Origin of the sequence: Agromyces sp. Root1464 (assembly GCF_001427265.1) — a bacterium.
Taxonomy (GTDB): domain Bacteria; phylum Actinomycetota; class Actinomycetes; order Actinomycetales; family Microbacteriaceae; genus Agromyces; species Agromyces fucosus.
This window is the reverse complement of the sequence record NZ_LMFU01000003.1, coordinates 414,826-430,415: the sequence shown is the minus strand read 5'-3', so window position 1 is coordinate 430,415 and position 15,590 is coordinate 414,826. Positions and strand designations below refer to the sequence as shown.

17 protein-coding genes are annotated in these 15,590 nt (G+C 71.1%); 8 read left to right on the top strand and 9 right to left on the bottom strand.

The features are described 5' to 3' along the window. Positions 1-21: 21 nt before the first annotated feature. Positions 22-1,059 carry a LacI family DNA-binding transcriptional regulator gene (locus ASD23_RS17580; RefSeq protein ID WP_056014484.1) on the bottom strand — a complete coding sequence of 346 codons (1,038 nt, stop codon included), beginning with the start codon at positions 1,057-1,059 and terminating at the stop codon, positions 22-24. Between the two features lie 101 nt (positions 1,060-1,160). Here ASD23_RS17580 and dapE point away from each other — a divergent pair, with 101 nt between their 5' ends. The 3 genes from dapE (at position 1,161) to ASD23_RS18700 (ending at position 3,830) form a co-directional block, all read left to right on the top strand. Continuing rightward, the gene (dapE, locus tag ASD23_RS17575; protein ID WP_056014481.1) at positions 1,161-2,258 is read left to right on the top strand and encodes a succinyl-diaminopimelate desuccinylase; all 1,098 of its coding nucleotides are present in this window, start codon (positions 1,161-1,163) and stop codon (positions 2,256-2,258) included. Between the two features lie 24 nt (positions 2,259-2,282). After that, entirely contained in the window at positions 2,283-3,515 is a 1,233-nt protein-coding gene (locus ASD23_RS17570) for a hypothetical protein (RefSeq protein ID WP_235507806.1), read from the top strand. Positions 3,516-3,656: 141 nt separating this feature from the next. Further along, entirely contained in the window at positions 3,657-3,830 is a 174-nt protein-coding gene (locus tag ASD23_RS18700; RefSeq protein WP_067875042.1) for a DUF3117 domain-containing protein, read from the top strand. Between the two features lie 55 nt (positions 3,831-3,885). Here ASD23_RS18700 and ASD23_RS17565 read toward each other — a convergent pair whose 3' ends face one another. Then, positions 3,886-4,518 carry an O-methyltransferase gene (locus tag ASD23_RS17565; RefSeq protein ID WP_056014478.1) on the bottom strand — a complete coding sequence of 211 codons (633 nt, stop codon included), beginning with the start codon at positions 4,516-4,518 and terminating at the stop codon, positions 3,886-3,888. 90 nt (positions 4,519-4,608) lie between these two features. On the opposite strand from ASD23_RS17565, the gene ASD23_RS17560 reads away from it, so the two are divergent. Continuing rightward, positions 4,609-5,001, top strand: coding sequence for a sec-independent translocase (locus tag ASD23_RS17560; protein WP_056014474.1), 393 nt, complete (start codon positions 4,609-4,611; stop codon positions 4,999-5,001). Positions 5,002-5,073: 72 nt separating this feature from the next. Here ASD23_RS17560 and ASD23_RS17555 read toward each other — a convergent pair whose 3' ends face one another. Beyond that, the gene (locus ASD23_RS17555; RefSeq protein ID WP_056014471.1) at positions 5,074-6,624 is read right to left on the bottom strand and encodes a succinic semialdehyde dehydrogenase; all 1,551 of its coding nucleotides are present in this window, start codon (positions 6,622-6,624) and stop codon (positions 5,074-5,076) included. An 89-nt stretch (positions 6,625-6,713) separates the two neighbouring features. Here ASD23_RS17555 and ASD23_RS17550 point away from each other — a divergent pair, with 89 nt between their 5' ends. Both ASD23_RS17550 and ASD23_RS17545 read left to right on the top strand, forming a co-directional pair. Then, entirely contained in the window at positions 6,714-8,105 is a 1,392-nt protein-coding gene (locus tag ASD23_RS17550) for an MFS transporter (protein ID WP_056014469.1), read from the top strand. Beyond that, positions 8,105-9,649: a pyridoxal phosphate-dependent decarboxylase family protein gene (locus ASD23_RS17545; protein ID WP_056014466.1), complete on the top strand. Its 1,545-nt coding sequence runs from the start codon at positions 8,105-8,107 to the stop codon at positions 9,647-9,649. Before ASD23_RS17550 ends, ASD23_RS17545 begins: the two co-directional genes overlap by 1 nt. Positions 9,650-9,663: 14 nt before the next feature. Here the strand turns inward: ASD23_RS17545 and ASD23_RS17540 are convergent, their stop codons facing one another. The 6 genes from ASD23_RS17540 to ASD23_RS17515 are packed head-to-tail and all read right to left on the bottom strand — an operon-like array spanning position 9,664 to position 14,351. Next, positions 9,664-10,041 carry a hypothetical protein gene (locus tag ASD23_RS17540; RefSeq protein ID WP_056014463.1) on the bottom strand — a complete coding sequence of 126 codons (378 nt, stop codon included), beginning with the start codon at positions 10,039-10,041 and terminating at the stop codon, positions 9,664-9,666. A gap of 32 nt (positions 10,042-10,073) precedes the next feature. Further along, a complete protein-coding gene (locus ASD23_RS17535) occupies positions 10,074-10,361 on the bottom strand; it encodes a hypothetical protein (protein ID WP_056014460.1) in 288 nt (95 codons plus the stop codon). Positions 10,362-10,421: 60 nt separating this feature from the next. Then, a complete protein-coding gene (locus tag ASD23_RS17530; RefSeq protein ID WP_056014457.1) occupies positions 10,422-11,330 on the bottom strand; it encodes a hypothetical protein in 909 nt (302 codons plus the stop codon). Positions 11,331-11,334: 4 nt separating this feature from the next. Continuing rightward, positions 11,335-12,528, bottom strand: a complete 1,194-nt coding sequence (locus tag ASD23_RS17525) for an Mrp/NBP35 family ATP-binding protein (protein ID WP_056014454.1) — start codon at positions 12,526-12,528, stop codon at positions 11,335-11,337. After that, complete coding sequence (locus ASD23_RS17520) at positions 12,515-13,036, bottom strand: DUF1003 domain-containing protein (protein WP_056014451.1); 522 nt, start codon at positions 13,034-13,036, stop codon at positions 12,515-12,517. Before ASD23_RS17520 ends, ASD23_RS17525 begins: the two co-directional genes overlap by 14 nt. Then, positions 13,023-14,351 carry a magnesium transporter MgtE N-terminal domain-containing protein gene (locus ASD23_RS17515; protein WP_056014448.1) on the bottom strand — a complete coding sequence of 443 codons (1,329 nt, stop codon included), beginning with the start codon at positions 14,349-14,351 and terminating at the stop codon, positions 13,023-13,025. Before ASD23_RS17515 ends, ASD23_RS17520 begins: the two co-directional genes overlap by 14 nt. Before the next feature lie 80 nt (positions 14,352-14,431). Here ASD23_RS17515 and ASD23_RS19140 point away from each other — a divergent pair, with 80 nt between their 5' ends. Both ASD23_RS19140 and ASD23_RS17505 read left to right on the top strand, forming a co-directional pair. Further along, entirely contained in the window at positions 14,432-15,175 is a 744-nt protein-coding gene (locus ASD23_RS19140; protein ID WP_200941753.1) for a general stress protein, read from the top strand. A gap of 66 nt (positions 15,176-15,241) precedes the next feature. After that, positions 15,242-15,589 (top strand): TIGR02611 family protein, encoded by a 348-nt coding sequence (locus tag ASD23_RS17505; protein ID WP_082571631.1) that lies wholly within the window; start codon positions 15,242-15,244, stop codon positions 15,587-15,589. Position 15,590: the final 1 nt, after the last annotated feature.

Sequence of the window (15,590 nt, the reverse complement as noted above, 5' to 3'; positions counted from 1 at the left end):
CGAACGGCGCTCCGCCGAGCGCTACACGGTTCGCTGATGTCCTGGATGTTCGTCGCTCGCCGTCGACCGGCGGGGCGTGAGACGCATCTGGAGCACAACGTGTTCCGTGGGGCGAGTGCGGTCGGTCAGCCGTGCGATGGCCAGACGGGCTGCGTGGCGGCCGACCTCTTCGACGTCACCTGCCACGGTGGTGATCCCCATGACGCGCGCCCATTCGGGTTCGTCGATGCCGATGACGGCGGGGACATCGGCCATGCTCATCGCCGACAGTTCCTCGAGCACGCCGAGGAGAATCCGGTTGTTGCCCGCCACGATCGCCGTCGGCGGATTCGGCAGCGCCAGGAGTTCTCGGATTCGGGCCCGGGATGAGGTGACATCGTGCGCATCATCGCGAAGAAGATCGCGCCACGACGACGATGGGCCTCCGTCGAGGACCTCCGCCATGCCCTCGAGGCGCTCCCGATACGTGGGAAGCCAGGCGTAGTCGCCGACGAACGCGATCCGGGTGTGGCCGGTGTCGAGGAGGTGGCGGGCCGCGAGGCGGCCGCCCTGGCGATTGTCGAACACGACGGAGTCGGCATCGAGATCCACCGGAGGACGGTCGACGAAGACGATAGGCACGCCGCGCGCCTGCACGCGTGCGTAGGGGGCATGATCCGCCATGGCCGAGACCACGACGAGAGCTTTGGCCTGGCGGCTCGTGAGGTCATCGACGATGCGCCGCTCGCGCGTCCCGGACTCCCCGGACGTGGCGACCGTCAGGTGCATCCCCTGACGCCGGATCTCGTTCTCCATGCTCTGCGCGAGCACGGAGTAGAACGGATTGGTGAAATCGCCGCCGATGAGTCCGATGGACTCGGCGAGCTGCCCGCTCGCCAGCATGCTCGCCGCGGCGTTGCGCTGATAGCCCAGCGCTGTTGCCGCGGCCAGCACTTTCGAAAGAGTGTCCTCGCGCACGTACTGTTCTCCGCCGAGCGCGCGCGAAGCCGTCTTCAGGCTCACTCCAGCGCGATCGGCCACCTGGGCGAGCGTGACCCTCTGTTCGCGTGCCTCCTGCATGACCCTCCTCGACGTGCCTCGCGGCAAGGAAACACGATATCTGCTGCGGCGTCGAGCGGCCCGAGCCCCGCCGTGCAGCACGCCGCGCCTAGACTCGGAGAATGCCCGCCGCCTCGCCGTTCACGCTCGACCTGACCGCAGATTCCGTCGCCATCACGCAGGCGATCTGCGATGTGCCGAGTGTGTCGGGGGATGAGTCGCTGCTCGCCGACCTCGTCGAGCAGGCGCTCGCCGGGGCATCCCACCTCGAGGTGATCCGCGACGGCGACACGATCGTCGCGCGCACCAACCTCGGCCGCGAGCGCCGGGTCGTGATCGCCGGACACATCGACACCGTGCCGATCAACGAGAACCTGCCCACCCGGTTGGAGACCGAAGACGGCGTCCACTACCTCTGGGGCCGCGGAACGGTCGACATGAAGGCGGGCGTCGCAGTGCAGCTGAAGCTCGCCCTCGAGCTCACCGACCCCATCGTCGACCTCACCTGGATGTGGTACGACAACGAGGAGGTCGCCTCCTCGCTCAACGGCCTCGGGCGGCTCTCGCGCAACCGCCCCGACCTCTTCACCGGTAACTTCGCCATCCTCGGCGAACCGTCGAACGGGCAGGTCGAGGGCGGCTGCAACGGCACGCTCCGTGCCGAGGTGTGGACCACCGGGTTGCGGGCGCACTCGGCGCGCAGCTGGGTCGGCGACAACGCCATCCACAAGCTCGCACCGGCGCTCGCGAAGCTCGCCGAGTACCAGGCCGAGACCGTCGAGGTCGACGGGCTCGACTACCGCGAAGGGCTGAACGCCGTGCTCGTCTCGGGCGGCATCGCGGGCAACGTGATCCCCGACGAGGCCGTGCTCACGGTCAACTACCGCTTCGCGCCGAGCCGGAGCGTCGCCGAGGCATCCGCCTTCGTCACCGAGTTCTTCGACGGCTTCGAGGTCGCGATCGTCGACAGCGCCGAGGGCGCGCGGCCCGGGCTCGACGACCCGCTGGCGCAGCAGTTCGTGCGCGCCGTCGGCGCCGAGGCTCGCCCCAAGTACGGCTGGACGGATGTCGCGCGCTTCAGCGCCCTCGGCATCCCGGCGGTGAACTTCGGACCCGGCGACCCGCTCAAGGCGCACGCCGACGACGAACGTGTCGACGTCGCCCAGATCGTGCACACCGAGGTCGCGCTGCGGGCCTGGCTGACCGGCGCCACCGTCTGAGGCCCGGCCCGAGCGAGGACCCCAATGACCACGTCGTCGGCCGCGGTGCGCGAACCCGACCCGTTCCGCGCGACGCGCTGGTCGCCGCGCGTTCGCTGGCGGATCGCCCCGTGGTGGGCGAAGGTCGCCCTGATCTTCCTCGGTGCACGCGCGATCACCACGACGATGGTGCTCGTGATGGCGAGCCTGCAGGGGTCGAATCCGTGGACCCAGGCTCGCCCGGGCTACTTCGAGTACGCGAACCTCTGGGACGCCCGGTGGTACCAGATCATCTGGCTGGGCGGGTACCCGGCAGACCTTCCCGTGACCGAGGCCGGGCAGGTCGCCGAGAATGCGTGGGCGTTCCTGCCCGTCTACCCGATGTCCGTCGGCCTCGTGAGCTCGTTCGGGGTGCCGTGGAACGTGGCATCCGTCATCGTGTCGCTCGCCGCGGGCCTCGGGGCCGCTCTCGTCACGTACCGACTCATGTCGCGCTTCCTCGAGCCCGACCGCGCCCTCTTCGCCGTCGTGCTGTTCTGCGTCGCGCCGGTCTCGCCGATCATGCAGTTCGGCTACGCCGAATCCCTCGGCCTGCTGTGGCTCTCGCTCGCCCTGCTGCTGCTCGTCGATCGACGGTACGGATGGCTCGTGCCCGTGCTCGCCGTGTGGGCGTTCACGCGGCCCGGTGCGCTCGCTTTCGCGCTCACGCTCGGCCTGCACTGGCTGTGGCGGTGGTTCTCACGGCGGACGGACCCGTTCCCCATGCGGGAACGCGTGCTCGCGGCATCCGTCGCGGTGTTCGCGGGACTCGTCGGCCTCGCCTGGCCCGGCGTCGTCTGGGCGGCGACGGGGGAGCTGCACGGGTACACGGCGACGGAACTCGCGTGGCGCTCGGCGTACATCGGCTACCAGGAACTCGTGCCGTTCACGGCGTGGTTCCAGTCGGCCGACTGGTGGCTCGGCCAGCCGCTCGGCCCGATCGTCGTCATCGCGCTCATCGTCGGTTTCGCGATCACGCTCTTCCTGCCGGCGGTCCGCCGGCTCGGCGTCGACCTGCGACTCTGGCTCGCGAGTTACGCGCTGTACCTGCTCGCGGTGTTCTTCCCGCAGTCGAGCACGTTCCGGCTGCTCGCGCCCATGTTCCCGCTCGTCGGCGCGATGGCCCGGCCACGGGCGCGCTGGTACCGCTGGGGGATGGTCGCGCTCTCCATCGTGCTGCAACTCGGATGGCTGCTCATCGCATGGGGGATCGACGGCCGCGACTGGACGCCTCCCTGATGGGAAGGGGAATCCGGGCTATCGGAGGATGCCCTCCGTCTGTGGGAAGTCGTCAATCGGCTTGTCCACAGGCTCGCGGCGATTTCCCAGCGCCGCCTGTGTTAGCAGATAATGGAATCTCAGCCACGAAAGGGGAGCTCAATGGCGGCCATGAAGCCACGCACCGGAGACGGGCCAATGGAGGCTGTGAAGGAGGGTCGACTCATCATCGTTCGAGTTCCACTCGAGGGTGGCGGGCGCCTCGTCGTCTCGGTGAACGATGCTGAGGCCAAGGAGCTGTACGACGTCCTCGGCGGCGTCGTGAATCCCGCCTGAGTCACATCACTCGAATCGAGCCCCGATACTCTCGGGGCTCGAGTCGTTTCCGGCGTCAGACGCCGAGCTTGACGATCTGCAGCAGCCCGTCGCCGGCTGGCGAGATCGCCGTCGCGACCGCGGTCGAGGTCGAGAGCTCCGAGATGAGGGTGCGGTAGGCGCTCGCCGATTCGTCGCGGCGAGCCGGGTCGGCGACTCGGCCCTTCCAGAGGGCGCGTGCGACGAGGACCATGCCCCCGGGCTTCGCGAGGCGCAGTCCGTGCTCGGCGTACTCGATGACCGACGGCGCGTCTGCGTCGATGAAGACGATGTCGTACGAGCTCTCGTTCATGCGCGGCAGCACTTCGCTCGCACGCCCGGCGATGAGTCGCACTCGCGCTGCGGCGATGCCGGCGTCGGCGAAATGCTGGCGCGCATGCTGCTGGTACTCGTTCTCGGTGTCGATCGAGGTGAGCAGTGCTCTGCGGGCAGCCTGGAGCATCCAGAGGCCCGAGACGCCGACTCCGGTGCCGACCTCGATGATCGACTGGGCGCGCGAGGCGGCGGCGAGCACGGCGAGTTGCGCGCCCACGGCGGGCGAGACCGGCTCGACGCCGAGCTCGAGCGATTGCTGACGGGCCTTGGCGATCGACTCGGTCACGGCGACCGAGTCGTCGACGTACTTCCAGTTCAGGTCGTGATCGGACACGTGGCGGCTCCCGGATGGATCTCTCAGCCCTCAGCCTACGGTGAACACGCAGTGGCGTTTGCACGCCTCGCCGCCCACTATCCTGTAGGGGTGTTCGGTCTGACGTTCGAGAAGCTCCTCATCATCGGGGTGATCGCTGTCTTCCTGCTCGGGCCGGAGCGGCTGCCGCACTACGCCGCGCAATTGGGTCGGTTGGTGAGATCACTGCGCGACATGGCCAACGGCGCGAAAGACCGCATGCGCGACGAGATGGGCCCCGATTTCGACGACGTCGACTGGAAGAAGCTCGACCCGCGTCAGTACGACCCGCGTCGCATCATCCGCGAGGCGCTCACCGACGTCGACCCGTTCGCCGAGGAGGCGCCGGCGCCCGTCGTCGCCAGGGCATCGGTCAACGAGAACTCCGCCTACCTGCAGCGCAAGCGCCAGCGTGACGCGCTCGGCGCCGACGAACCCGCGCCGTTCGACTCCGAAGCGACCTGAGCCGCCCGCTCGACGTCGCCTGCGCCGCCCAGAGGCACGCGCGGCGGTGAGCGGATGCCTCGTGCCGGGCGCTCAGCGCAGCCGCAGCACCTTCAGCGCCTGCGCGAGCAGCACGAGAAGCGGAGCCTTCTGCTCGTACTCCTTCGCGGTGCGCGGCAGTTGCAGGAGCCCGGTGACCGATGAGATCGTGACGGGCTCCACGAAGCGCAGGAGTCCCGCCTCGCCGTTGCGGCGTCCGAGGCCCGATTGCTTCACGCCACCCATCGGTGCCGCCACGGATGCGAACGAGCCGCGGTATCCCTCGTTGATGTTGACGCTGCCGGCGTCGAGGGCGTCCGCGACGCGGCGCGCACGCCCGGCGGATGACGTGAAGACGGCGGCGTTCAGGCCGTACTCGCTCGAATTGGCCGCGAGCACCCCCTCGTCGTCGCTGTCGATGAGGTAGAGCGAGGCGATCGCGCCGAAGGTCTCCTCGGCGTAGACGTCCATGTCGGGAGTGACGCCGGTGAGGATCGTCGGCTCGAAGAACCACGGCCCGATGTCGGGCCGGTGCGTGCCGCCGACGAGCACGACGGCCCCCTTCGCGACGGCGTCGTCGAGGTGCGCCTGCACCCGCTCGAGCTGCGCGGCACTCGCGAGCGACCCGAAGTCGGCGCTGAAGTCGAGGCCGGAGCCGAGCTTGGCCGACCGCAGTCGCTCGACGAGCGCCCGCTGGAACGGGCCCGCGACCTTCTGGTGCACGTAGATACGCTCGACCGAGACGCAGAGCTGGCCCATCGCCGAGAACGCGGCGTGCGCGGAGTTCGCCGCGGCCTCTGCGGGGTCGACGTCGTCGAGGACGAGCAGGGCGTTCTTGCCGCCGAGTTCGAGCGAGGAGCCGATGAGACGGCGGCCCGCCTTCTCGCCGATCTTCCGGCCGGTCGCCGTCGATCCGGTGAAGCAGATGTAGTCCGCGGCATCCGTCAGCGCCTCGCCGACCTCGGCGGCCGGGCCCGCCACGACGGCCCAGAGCGCTGCGGGCACGCCGGCATCGATGTAGGCGCGACGGAGGGCGAGGATCGAGAGCGCACCCTGGTCGTCGGCCTTCTGCACGACGCCGCATCCGGCGGCGAGGGCGGGCACGACGTCCATCGCGGCGAGGCTCAGCGCGAAGTTCCACGGGGTGATGACGCCGACGACGCCCTTCGGCCGGAACTGCACCCGGCTCGTCGCCACGGTCGGGAGGCCGGAGCGGATGGGACGCCCGTGCAGCACCTTGCGGGCGGCGAGCGCGTTGTACCGGGTGACGGAGACGGCCTCGAAGATCTCCTCGAAGGCCTGACCGCGGGTCTTGCCGCTCTCGAGCTGGATGAGGTCGAGCAGCATCTCGCGTCGCTCGAGGATGAGGTCGTGCGCCCGCAGCAGCACGCGGCGGCGCTCGGCGAAGCCGGCACGGGCCCACGCGAGCTGGGCGAGCTTCGCGCGGGCGAACGCGTCGAGCACGTCGTCGGCGCTCGATCGCGGCAGCTCGTGCAGCGTCTCGCCCGTCGAGGGGGTCGGGACGGCGATGGTCTCGGAGCCGGAGGCGACGACATCGTCGGCGAGGCTCGCGTACAGGTCGGGGGAGGCCGTGGGGGCGCGCATGCGCACAGTCTAGGACAGTCGACCCAGTTCTAGGTCAGTTGACCCAGTTCGCGGTCCGAAGCGTGCCGACAGGTGAGTACACTGCCTCCATGACCGCATCGGTGCGTCCCCTCTCCCGCGGTGTCGTGGCCCGCTATGCGATCGGCTCCATCGGCACGGGCGGCTTCGCCACGCTGCCCGGTCTCGTGCTCGTGTACTACCTGACCGACACCCTCGGCGTGACGGCGCTCGTCGCGGGACTCGTCGTGACCGCCGCCAAGGTGTGGGACGTCGTGATCGACCCGTGGATCGGCGAGCGCAGCGACCGCGCCCTCGCGCGCACCGGCACTCGTCGCACGTGGATGATCGTGGGTGCCCTCGCGCTGCCCGTCGGCTTCATCGTCACGTTCGCGGTGCCGGCGGGCCTCGACCCCGGGGCATCCGGCATCTGGGTGTTCCTGGCCTTCCTCGCGACGGCGACGGCGTTCAGCCTCTTCCAGGTGCCCTACATCGCACTCCCGGCCGAGCTCACCGCCGACTACGACGCACGCACGCGGCTGCTGACCTGGCGCGTCGTCGTGCTCACGATCGCGATCCTGCTCTTCGGCGCCGGCGGCCCAGAGGTGCGTGCGGCGTTCGACGACGAGCACACGGGCTACCTCGTGATGGCGATCGTCGCGGGCCTCGTGATCGGGGCGGGCATGTTCGTCGCGACCTCGACGGCGGCGAAGGCCGGTGCGCCCGTGCCCAGTCCGTCGACGGATGCCGCGCCGCGCCGCGACATCCGCGCCGGGTACGCCGAGGGCTTCGCCGCCCTCAAGCGCAGCCCCGCCTTCCGCGCGCTGCTCGCGGCATTCGTGCTGCAGGGCCTCGCGACGGGGCTCATGCTCGCGGGCGCCCAGTTCGTCGCGACCTGGGTGCTCCGTGACGAGCGCGCGGTGACCTACCTCTTCGTCGCGCTCATCGGCCCGGCGGTGCTCTTCGCGCCCGTCTGGCAGGCGATCGCCCGCCGCGTGGGCAAGGAGCGCGGGTTCGCCCTCGCGAGCACCCTCTTCGGCATCGCCGCCCTCACCCTGGTCGGCATGATCTGGGCGCCGGGCGCGTGGGTGTACGTGCCCGTCGCGCTCGCCGGCGCCGGCTACGCGGGCATGCAGTCGCTGCCGATGGCCATGCTGCCCGACGTGATCTCGCACGACGCCCGCACGCACGGCATCGGCCGCGCCGGCAGCTTCGGCGGCGTCTGGACCGCGGGGGAGACCGCCGGCATGGCGCTCGGCGCCACGGTCCTCACGATCGTGCTCGCGTTGACCGGCTACGTGGAGTCGATCGGCTCCCAGACGGTGACCCAGTCTCCGGCCGCGATCGCGGGCATCGCGATCAGCTTCAGCGCGATTCCCGCGCTGCTCGTCGCCGCGAGCCTCGTGGCGCTGCGCAAGTACCCGCTCCGACGCGCGGACATCGAAGCCGATGCCGCCGCCACGACCGCAGAGACGGTGGCATGATGACCCACTTCCGCCGCGAGGCATCCGAGATCCTCGCCGAGCTCGAGGCGATGCGCGCCCTCGACGCCCCGACGCACGGTGGCCGGGTGCTCTCGTACGTCTACGACTCGGGCCTCGCCGAGCTCGACGAGCTCGCCGCCGGCGCGGCCCGTCTCGTGCAGCCCGTGAACGGACTCGACCCGACGACGTTCACCTCGGTCGCCGCGATGGAGGCCGGCGTCGTCGGCTTCGCGCGACGCGTGCTCGGCGGCGCGGGCGACGACGACATCGTCGGGTCGGTCACCTCGGGGGGCACCGAGAGCTGCCTGCTCGCGGTGAAGTCGGCACGCGACCTCTGGCGATCGGTGCGAGCGGGCAGCCCGCGCGTGCCCCGCATCGTCGCCCCGGTCACCGTGCACGCCGCATTCCACAAGGCCGCCGAGTACTTCGGGCTCGAGCTCGACCTCGTGCCGGTCGACCCGCTGACGGGCGTCGTCTCCGCCGCCGCGATCGAGGAGCGGCTCGGCGACGACGTCGCGCTCGTCGTGGTGAGCGCGCCGTCCTATCCGTTCGCGGCGCTCGATCCGGTCGCGGATGTCGCGTCGATCACCGGCCCGCGCGGGATCGCGCTGCACGTCGACGCCTGCATCGGCGGTTTCGCCCTCGCGTTCTGGCCCGACGAGCTGCCCGCGTGGAACCTCGCTGTTCCCGGCGTCACGAGCCTCTCCGCCGACCTGCACAAGTACGGGTACGCGCCGAAGGGCGTCTCGGTGCTGCTCACGCGCGGCCGCGACCGCCAGCGGTTCCAGTACTTCGCGACGACCGCCTGGCCGGGGTACCCGGTCGTGAACCCCACGCTCACCGGCTCGAAGCCCGCCGGGCCCCTCGCCGCCGCCTGGTCGATCATCGAGGCGCTCGGCGAAGAGGGCTTCGCCGGACTCACCGCGCAGGCGGCGCGAGCGACCGATGCGCTGCGCGGCGTCGTCGCGGGCATCGACGGGCTGAAGATCGTCGGCACGCCGACCGGCCCGCTCTTCGCGGTCGCCGTCGACGAGTCGGTGCCGGCCGACCGGAGAGTCGACCCCCACCACTGGGCGGATGCCGCGCGCGCATCGGGATGGCACCTGCAGCTGCAGCCCGCGCTCACCCAGGCCGACGGCACGCGACTGCCCCACACGACCCACCTCACGGTGACGCCGGTGACGGAGGCCGTGATCGGCGAACTGTCGAAGGCGCTCGTCGCCGCCGCCGATGTCGTGCGGGGCGTGCCACCCGTCGACGGTCGTGCGCTCGTCGCCGGGCTGGCTGAGACGTTGCCCGGTGGCCTCGACGCGCTCGCCGGGGCATCCGCCGGCCTCGACTCGGAGGGCGCTGCGGGCCTGCTGCGAGCGTTCGGGCTGCTCGGGGGTGCCGTTGCCGATGACGAGGCTGCCGGCGCCGATGGTGCGCTGCCCGACCGGCTCGCGCCGGTGCTCGCGCTCGTCGGTGCGCTGCCGCCGCAGCTCACCCAGCGTCTGCTCGTGGAGCTGCTCGCCCGGGTCGTGGAGCCGGCCCCCGGCTTCTGAGGTGGGTCCGTCGATCAGGCGTCGAGGATGAACGCGCGCTCGCCCGTCAGCGGGCGCAACTCGTCGGTGATCGGGAACGGCACCACGTGCTCGATCGCGGGCGCATCGATCGCGCCGAAGTCGTCCTTCTTCACGCGCACCGCGGTCGAGGAGACCTCGGTGATGCGCACGCGGAGCCACGTGCCGTCGTCGAGCCGCAGTTCGTACAGGTCGGCGAGGTAGCCGATTCCCGTTTCCTCGAGCGTCTCTTCGGCGCTCAGCCAATCGAGCGCGTCGGTCAGGGGCCGACCGAGGAGGTCGATCACGACGAAGCCCTCGCCATCGGGGCGCATCCACCCGAGCAGTTCACCGTCGCCGCGACGATGCTCGATCCAGCCAGCAGGTGTCGTCATGCTTCGAGGCTACCGAAGGCGGCGGTCGCACCTCAGGTCGTACGGATCCTGCCCGTGGGGTCGACCGTGATGACGACCGTCTGCACCTTGCGGTTGAGCGCCCGGTAGACGACGTAGATGAGCCACAGGCCGCCGGTCAGGATCACGAGGATGAGGTTCCAGAACCAGCCGATGCGCTTGTTCTTGGAGACGACGGCCTGGCCCGCGGCGACGGACTGCACCGTCCAGCCGCGCTGCGCGTACTTCGCGACCTCGGCATTGAGCAGTTGGGCACGCGACTCGTCGGAGAGCGCGGCAGGGGATGGATTCGGGGTGCTCATGCCGGGATTCTATCGAGCGAACCACGGCCGCACCGGTGCGAAGGCGTCAGGCGGTGCCGGTCATTCGAGCCCGCACCGCTCGCCGTAGTAGGCGTAGAGCTCGGCCTTCAGCGTGTCGCCCGACGATCGGTCGAGCCGACCCTCGCGGCCGTCGGCCGTGCGGATCTCGAAGGGCAGGATCGTGCCGCGCTTGTCGTCGGCGATCGCGTGGGCGTCGCAGCGGGCAGGTCTCACCGGGAGGATGATCGTCAGCGGGTCGCCGCCCACCGCCACCTCGATGCCGAGCGGCCAGTCGATGCCGCCCTCGGCGTTCAGCAGCGTGGTGCCGTACACGCGGTCGATCACGAACGAGCCCGCGGCGTCGGCGTCGGCATCGGATGCCGCGGGCACGACTTCCACGTCGATGAACGCGCGCTGCTCGGCGCCGGTGCCCGTCGTGCGCAGATGCTCCGGCATCTCGATCGTGGCGACGCGTTCGACCGACTCGGCGAGGCAGTCGGCGTTCGCGACGCGCGCCAGCGTGCCGTGCGGATCGTCGGCGGTGAGCTCGCCGGAGGCCCGGCCCGAGGGCACCGCCACCTCGAGCAGGATCGTCGCTTCGGGATCGGGCGTCGTCGAACCATCGCCGCACTCGCTCGCCGACAGCGGGAGCCGGATCTGCAGAGCGTCGCCGGGCCCGACCTCGAACGGGTCGCTCCGTACCATGCCGGGAACGAGCGTCGGCGAGTCGACCTCGAGCCGCTCGACCGTCACCGGCTCGTCGCCGCCGTTCTCGATGCGCACGACGAGCCGGTGCGCCTCGATGTCGAGGCGGCCCTGCTGCACGCGCGCGGAGAGGCCCTCGGGCAGCTCGGCTGCGGGAATCCGGGCCAGCGGGCCGCATGCGGAGAGCCCGAACGCGATCGAGGCGACCGCGAAGACGGCGGCGACGGGCGTCGCGAGCCGGCGGGTCAGGCGGGCGCGCGACATCCGCTCACCGGACCGTCACGTCGAGTCGTCGACCCGCCAGCGAGCGGGGCACGGCGGCGAGCTGCGCCGCGACCTGCTCGATCGCACGGGCAGCGGGATCGTCGGGCTCCGCGAGCACGACCGGCATGCCGTCGTCGCCGCCGCGACGGAGGGCGACGCTGAGCGGCACGCTCGCGAGCAGCGGCACGGGTGCGGGCTGACCCGCTGAGAGTCGCTCGGCGACGATCTCGCCGCCGCCAGCGCCGAAGAGGTCGAAGATCTCGCCGCCGGGCTGCGCGAAGCCGGCCATGTTCTCGACGACGCCCACGATCTTCTGGCCGGTCTGGCGCGCCACGACGCCCGAGCGCTCGGCGACGTCGGCCGCCGCGGGCTGCGGGGTCGTCACGACGACGACCTCGGCGTTCGGCAGCAGTTGCCCGAGCGAGATCGCGACGTCGCCCGTGCCGGGCGGCAGGTCGACGAGCAGCACGTCGAGGTCGCCGAAGTACACGTCGGTGAGGAACTGCGAGAGCGTGCGGTGCAGCATCGGTCCGCGCCACGCGACGGCGACGGATGACGCGCGCCCGCCCGCTTCGCTTGGTTCGACGAACATGCCGATCGAGATGACCTTCACGCCGTGCGCGACGGGCGGGAGGATCATGTCGTCGACCCGGGTGGGCCGGGCAGCGAGCCCCGACGCGTCGACGAGTCCGAGGAGCCCCGGGATCGAGAAGCCGTGCACGTCGGCGTCGACGAGCCCGACCGACAGGCCGCGGGCGGCGAGCGCGACGGCCAGGTTCGCGGTGATCGTCGATTTGCCGACGCCGCCCTTGCCACTCGTGACCGCGATCACCCGGGTGAGGCTGCCCGGGCCGAAGGGGTTGCCGCGCGCCGCCTTGCCGCCGCGGAGGCGTTCGGTGAGCGCAGCACGCTGCTCGGGCGTCATGACGCCGAGCACGACCTCGGCGTTGCCGGCGCCGACGACCGTCTCGGCCGCCTGCCGCACGTCACGTTCGATGCGGTCGGAGGCGGGGCATCCGACGATCGTCAGGCGGATGCCGACCTCGACGCGGCCGTCGTCGCCGACGACGACGCGGTCGACCATGTCGAGCTCGGTGATGGGCTTTCGGATCTCGGGGTCGATGACGCCCGTGAGCGCCGCGCGAACGGCGGTCTCGAGGGCGGCCGGGTCGACCGCGGCGGGGTCAGCGGCCGGCATGCTCCGCGTCCTCCTCGTCGCGTCGGTCGAGCTCCTCGATGATCGAGCGCAGCTCCGAGCGGATGAACTCGCGCGACGCGAGGTCTTTCATCGCGAGGCGCAGCGCCACGACCTCGCGGGCGAGGTACTCGGTGTCGGCCAGGTTGCGCTCGGCGCGCTGGCGATCCTGCTCGATCTGCACGCGGTCGCGGTCGTCTTGACGGTTCTGCGCGAGCAGGATGAGGGGCGCGGCGTACGACGCCTGCAGCGAGAGCACGAGCGTGAGGGCCGTGAAGCCGATCGCGATCGAGTCGAAGCGCCACTGCTCGGGTGCGAACGTGTTCCAGACCATCCAGCCGATCGCGAACACCGAGAGGGCCAGCAGGAATCCGGGCGTGCCCATGCCGCGGGCCACCAGCTCGGTGAAGCGACCGAATCGGTCGCTGTCGCCCGAGCCCCGGAAGGACGGGGCGCGGCGCGTGCCCTTCGGGGTGTCGAACCGCCGGTCGTCTGCGTCAGCGCGTGCCATCTCCTGCCCTCCTTCCGTTCGAGATGGGGATACTCCCCGTCGTCAGCTGGGCTCGCGCGGCTGCGCGGCGCCCCACCTCGGTATCTTCGGGATGACTTCGCCAGTCATCGGGCAGGAGGTAGTCGAGCACGTCGTCAATCGTCACCACCCCGACGAGTCGATGCTTCTCGTCGACGACCGGCACCGAGACGAGGTCGTAGCTCGCGAGGATGCGGCTGACCTCGGCGGCCGACGTGTCGGCGCGCACGGGTTCGAGGCCCTGGTCGATGAGCGTGCCGAGCCGCTCGTGCGGCGGGTAGCGCAACATGCGCTGGAAGTGCACGATGCCGAGGAATCGCCCGGTCGGCGGCTCGTACGGCGGCAGCGTCACGCAGACCGCCGCACCGAGGGCGGGCGGCAGGTCGTGCCGACGGATGAGCGCGAGACCCTCGGCGACCGTGGCATCGGCCGAGACGATGATCGGCTCGGGGGTCATGAGGCCGCCGGCGGTGTCGGGCCCGTACGAGAGCAGGAAGCGCACGTCGTCGGCCTCTTCGGGCTCCATGAGCTCGAGCAGGTGCTCGCCGCGGCCCTCGGGGAGCTGCGCGATGAGGTCGGCGGCGTCGTCGGGCTGCATGTGGTCGAGCACATCGGCGGCGCGGTCGTCGCCGAGACCGGCGAGGATCACCACCTGGTCGGACTCGGGCATCTCTTCGAGCACATCGGCCAGGCGGTCGTCGGAGAGCTCTTCGGCGACCTCTTGGCGGCGCTGGGCCGGCAGGTCGAGGAGCGTGTTCGCGAGGTCGGCGGGCTTCAGTTCGGAGTACGACGCGATGAGGTGCTCGGCGGACTGCGCCTCACCCGGAGGGTTCACCTCGCGCACCTCGCGCCAGGTGACGTACGCCGACTGGCCCTTCGAGAACGGGGAAGCGCCCTTGGGCCGGCGCACGAAGAGCTGGTCGACCTGCCACTCGCCGGGCTCGAGTTCCTCGATCGCGACGTCTTCGATCGAGGCCGTACCCGAACCGTCGATGAAAGCGACCTTGCGACCGAGCATCTCGGCGATGACGCGCACCTCGCCGCCGCGCTGCTCGAAACGGCGGAGGTTGATGAGACCCGTCGTGATGATCTGGCCGCCGCCGATCGAGGTCACGCGGCCGATCGAGAGGAAGACGCGGCGCTTGCCGGGGATCTCGACGATGAGGCCGACGACGCGCGGAGGGTCGCTCTTGCGGTACACGACGAGGACGTCGCGCACCTTGCCGACCCGATCACCGGCGGGGTCGAAGACGGCGCACCCGGCGAGTCGGGCGACGAAGACTCTCGTGGCGCTCACGCCTACCAACTTAGTCCCGGATGCCTCGTGCGCGGCCCGCTTCCCGGCCTCGGACGTGCGCGTCGTGGGAGAATGGCCGGGTGAGCACTCAATCCCCGTTCGGTGGCCGAGTCGGCCGTGCCTACCCGATCCTGCCCAAGGGCGAGACGGTGGCGAGCTTCGAGACCTACGCCGAAGCGCAGGCCGCGGTCGACGCCCTCGCCAAGGCTGAGTTCCCCGTGAAGGAGCTCGCGATCGTGGGCACCGACCTCACGAGCGTCGAGCGCATCACCGGCAGGCTCACGTGGGGCCGCGCCGCCGGCGCCGGCGCCCTGTCGGGCGCCTGGTTCGGCACCTTCCTCGGCCTGCTGTTCTTCATCTTCGCGCCGACCGGCGCCTCGGTGGGCATCCTCATCTCCGCGGTGCTCATCGGAGCCGGGTTCGGCATGATCTTCAGCGTCGTCTCGTACTCGTTGAACCGGCGCCGCCGCGACTTCACCTCGGTCGGGCAGGTGCTCGCGACCCGGTACGCCATCATCGCCGAGAGCGCGCACGTCGACCGTGCGCGCAGCGTGCTCGGCGTCGACGCGCCGGCACCCGAGCGCCCGGCCGCGAACCTGCCGGTCGAGAACGGCGGGCGACCGCTCAGCTACGGCGAGGCGACGGATGCCGCGAAGCGCGCCGCCGCCGAGGCGGCCCGGGGTGCGCAGGCGCCTGTTCGCCCGCGCTACGGGGAGCTCGCGCCGACGGCCGAAGCCGGCGACGCGGCATCCGCTGCGCCCCAGGCTGACGGTGACGGCGCCGAGGCGTCGACGGCCGCCGAGCCGCCCGCCTCAGAGCGCTGAGCTCGGCGCACCACGTTCCTTTCGAGGTCGAGGTGACTTCTCAGACTCGCGATATATCGTGACTGCATGGTGACGCAGGACGAGCTCGCGAGCGAGATCGCCGAGGGTGAACGACCCGATCGACCGATCATGCGGATGCTCCGCGCCATCCGCCGCCGCATCGAACGCAGGCCGGGCCTGCGCCGCGCCTTTCGCGTGGCGGTCGCCGTGCTCGGCGGTCTGATCGCGACCGTGGGACTGCTGCTCGTACCGCTGCCGGGCCCGGGCTGGCTCATCGTCTTCCTCGGCCTCGCGATCCTCGGCACCGAGTTCGCGTGGGCGAAGCGGGTCGCCGCGTTCGTCAAGCGTCAGCTCGCCCACTTCTGGGCCTGGTGGCAGGCGCGCCGGGCCGCTCGCCCGGTCGTCGGCGACTGAC

Coding starts and splice junctions, on each gene's coding strand:
- ASD23_RS17580 (WP_056014484.1), bottom strand. CDS start 1,059: ATGCAGGAGGCACGCGAACAGAGGGTCACGCTCGCCCAGGTGGCCGAT.
- dapE (WP_056014481.1), top strand. CDS start 1,161: ATGCCCGCCGCCTCGCCGTTCACGCTCGACCTGACCGCAGATTCCGTC.
- ASD23_RS17570 (WP_235507806.1), top strand. CDS start 2,283: ATGACCACGTCGTCGGCCGCGGTGCGCGAACCCGACCCGTTCCGCGCG.
- ASD23_RS18700 (WP_067875042.1), top strand. CDS start 3,657: ATGGCGGCCATGAAGCCACGCACCGGAGACGGGCCAATGGAGGCTGTG.
- ASD23_RS17555 (WP_056014471.1), bottom strand. CDS start 6,624: ATGCGCGCCCCCACGGCCTCCCCCGACCTGTACGCGAGCCTCGCCGAC.
- ASD23_RS17550 (WP_056014469.1), top strand. CDS start 6,714: ATGACCGCATCGGTGCGTCCCCTCTCCCGCGGTGTCGTGGCCCGCTAT.
- ASD23_RS17545 (WP_056014466.1), top strand. CDS start 8,105: ATGACCCACTTCCGCCGCGAGGCATCCGAGATCCTCGCCGAGCTCGAG.
- ASD23_RS17540 (WP_056014463.1), bottom strand. CDS start 10,041: ATGACGACACCTGCTGGCTGGATCGAGCATCGTCGCGGCGACGGTGAA.
- ASD23_RS17535 (WP_056014460.1), bottom strand. CDS start 10,361: ATGAGCACCCCGAATCCATCCCCTGCCGCGCTCTCCGACGAGTCGCGT.
- ASD23_RS17530 (WP_056014457.1), bottom strand. CDS start 11,330: ATGTCGCGCGCCCGCCTGACCCGCCGGCTCGCGACGCCCGTCGCCGCC.
- ASD23_RS17525 (WP_056014454.1), bottom strand. CDS start 12,528: ATGCCGGCCGCTGACCCCGCCGCGGTCGACCCGGCCGCCCTCGAGACC.
- ASD23_RS17520 (WP_056014451.1), bottom strand. CDS start 13,036: ATGGCACGCGCTGACGCAGACGACCGGCGGTTCGACACCCCGAAGGGC.
- ASD23_RS17505 (WP_082571631.1), top strand. CDS start 15,242: ATGGTGACGCAGGACGAGCTCGCGAGCGAGATCGCCGAGGGTGAACGA.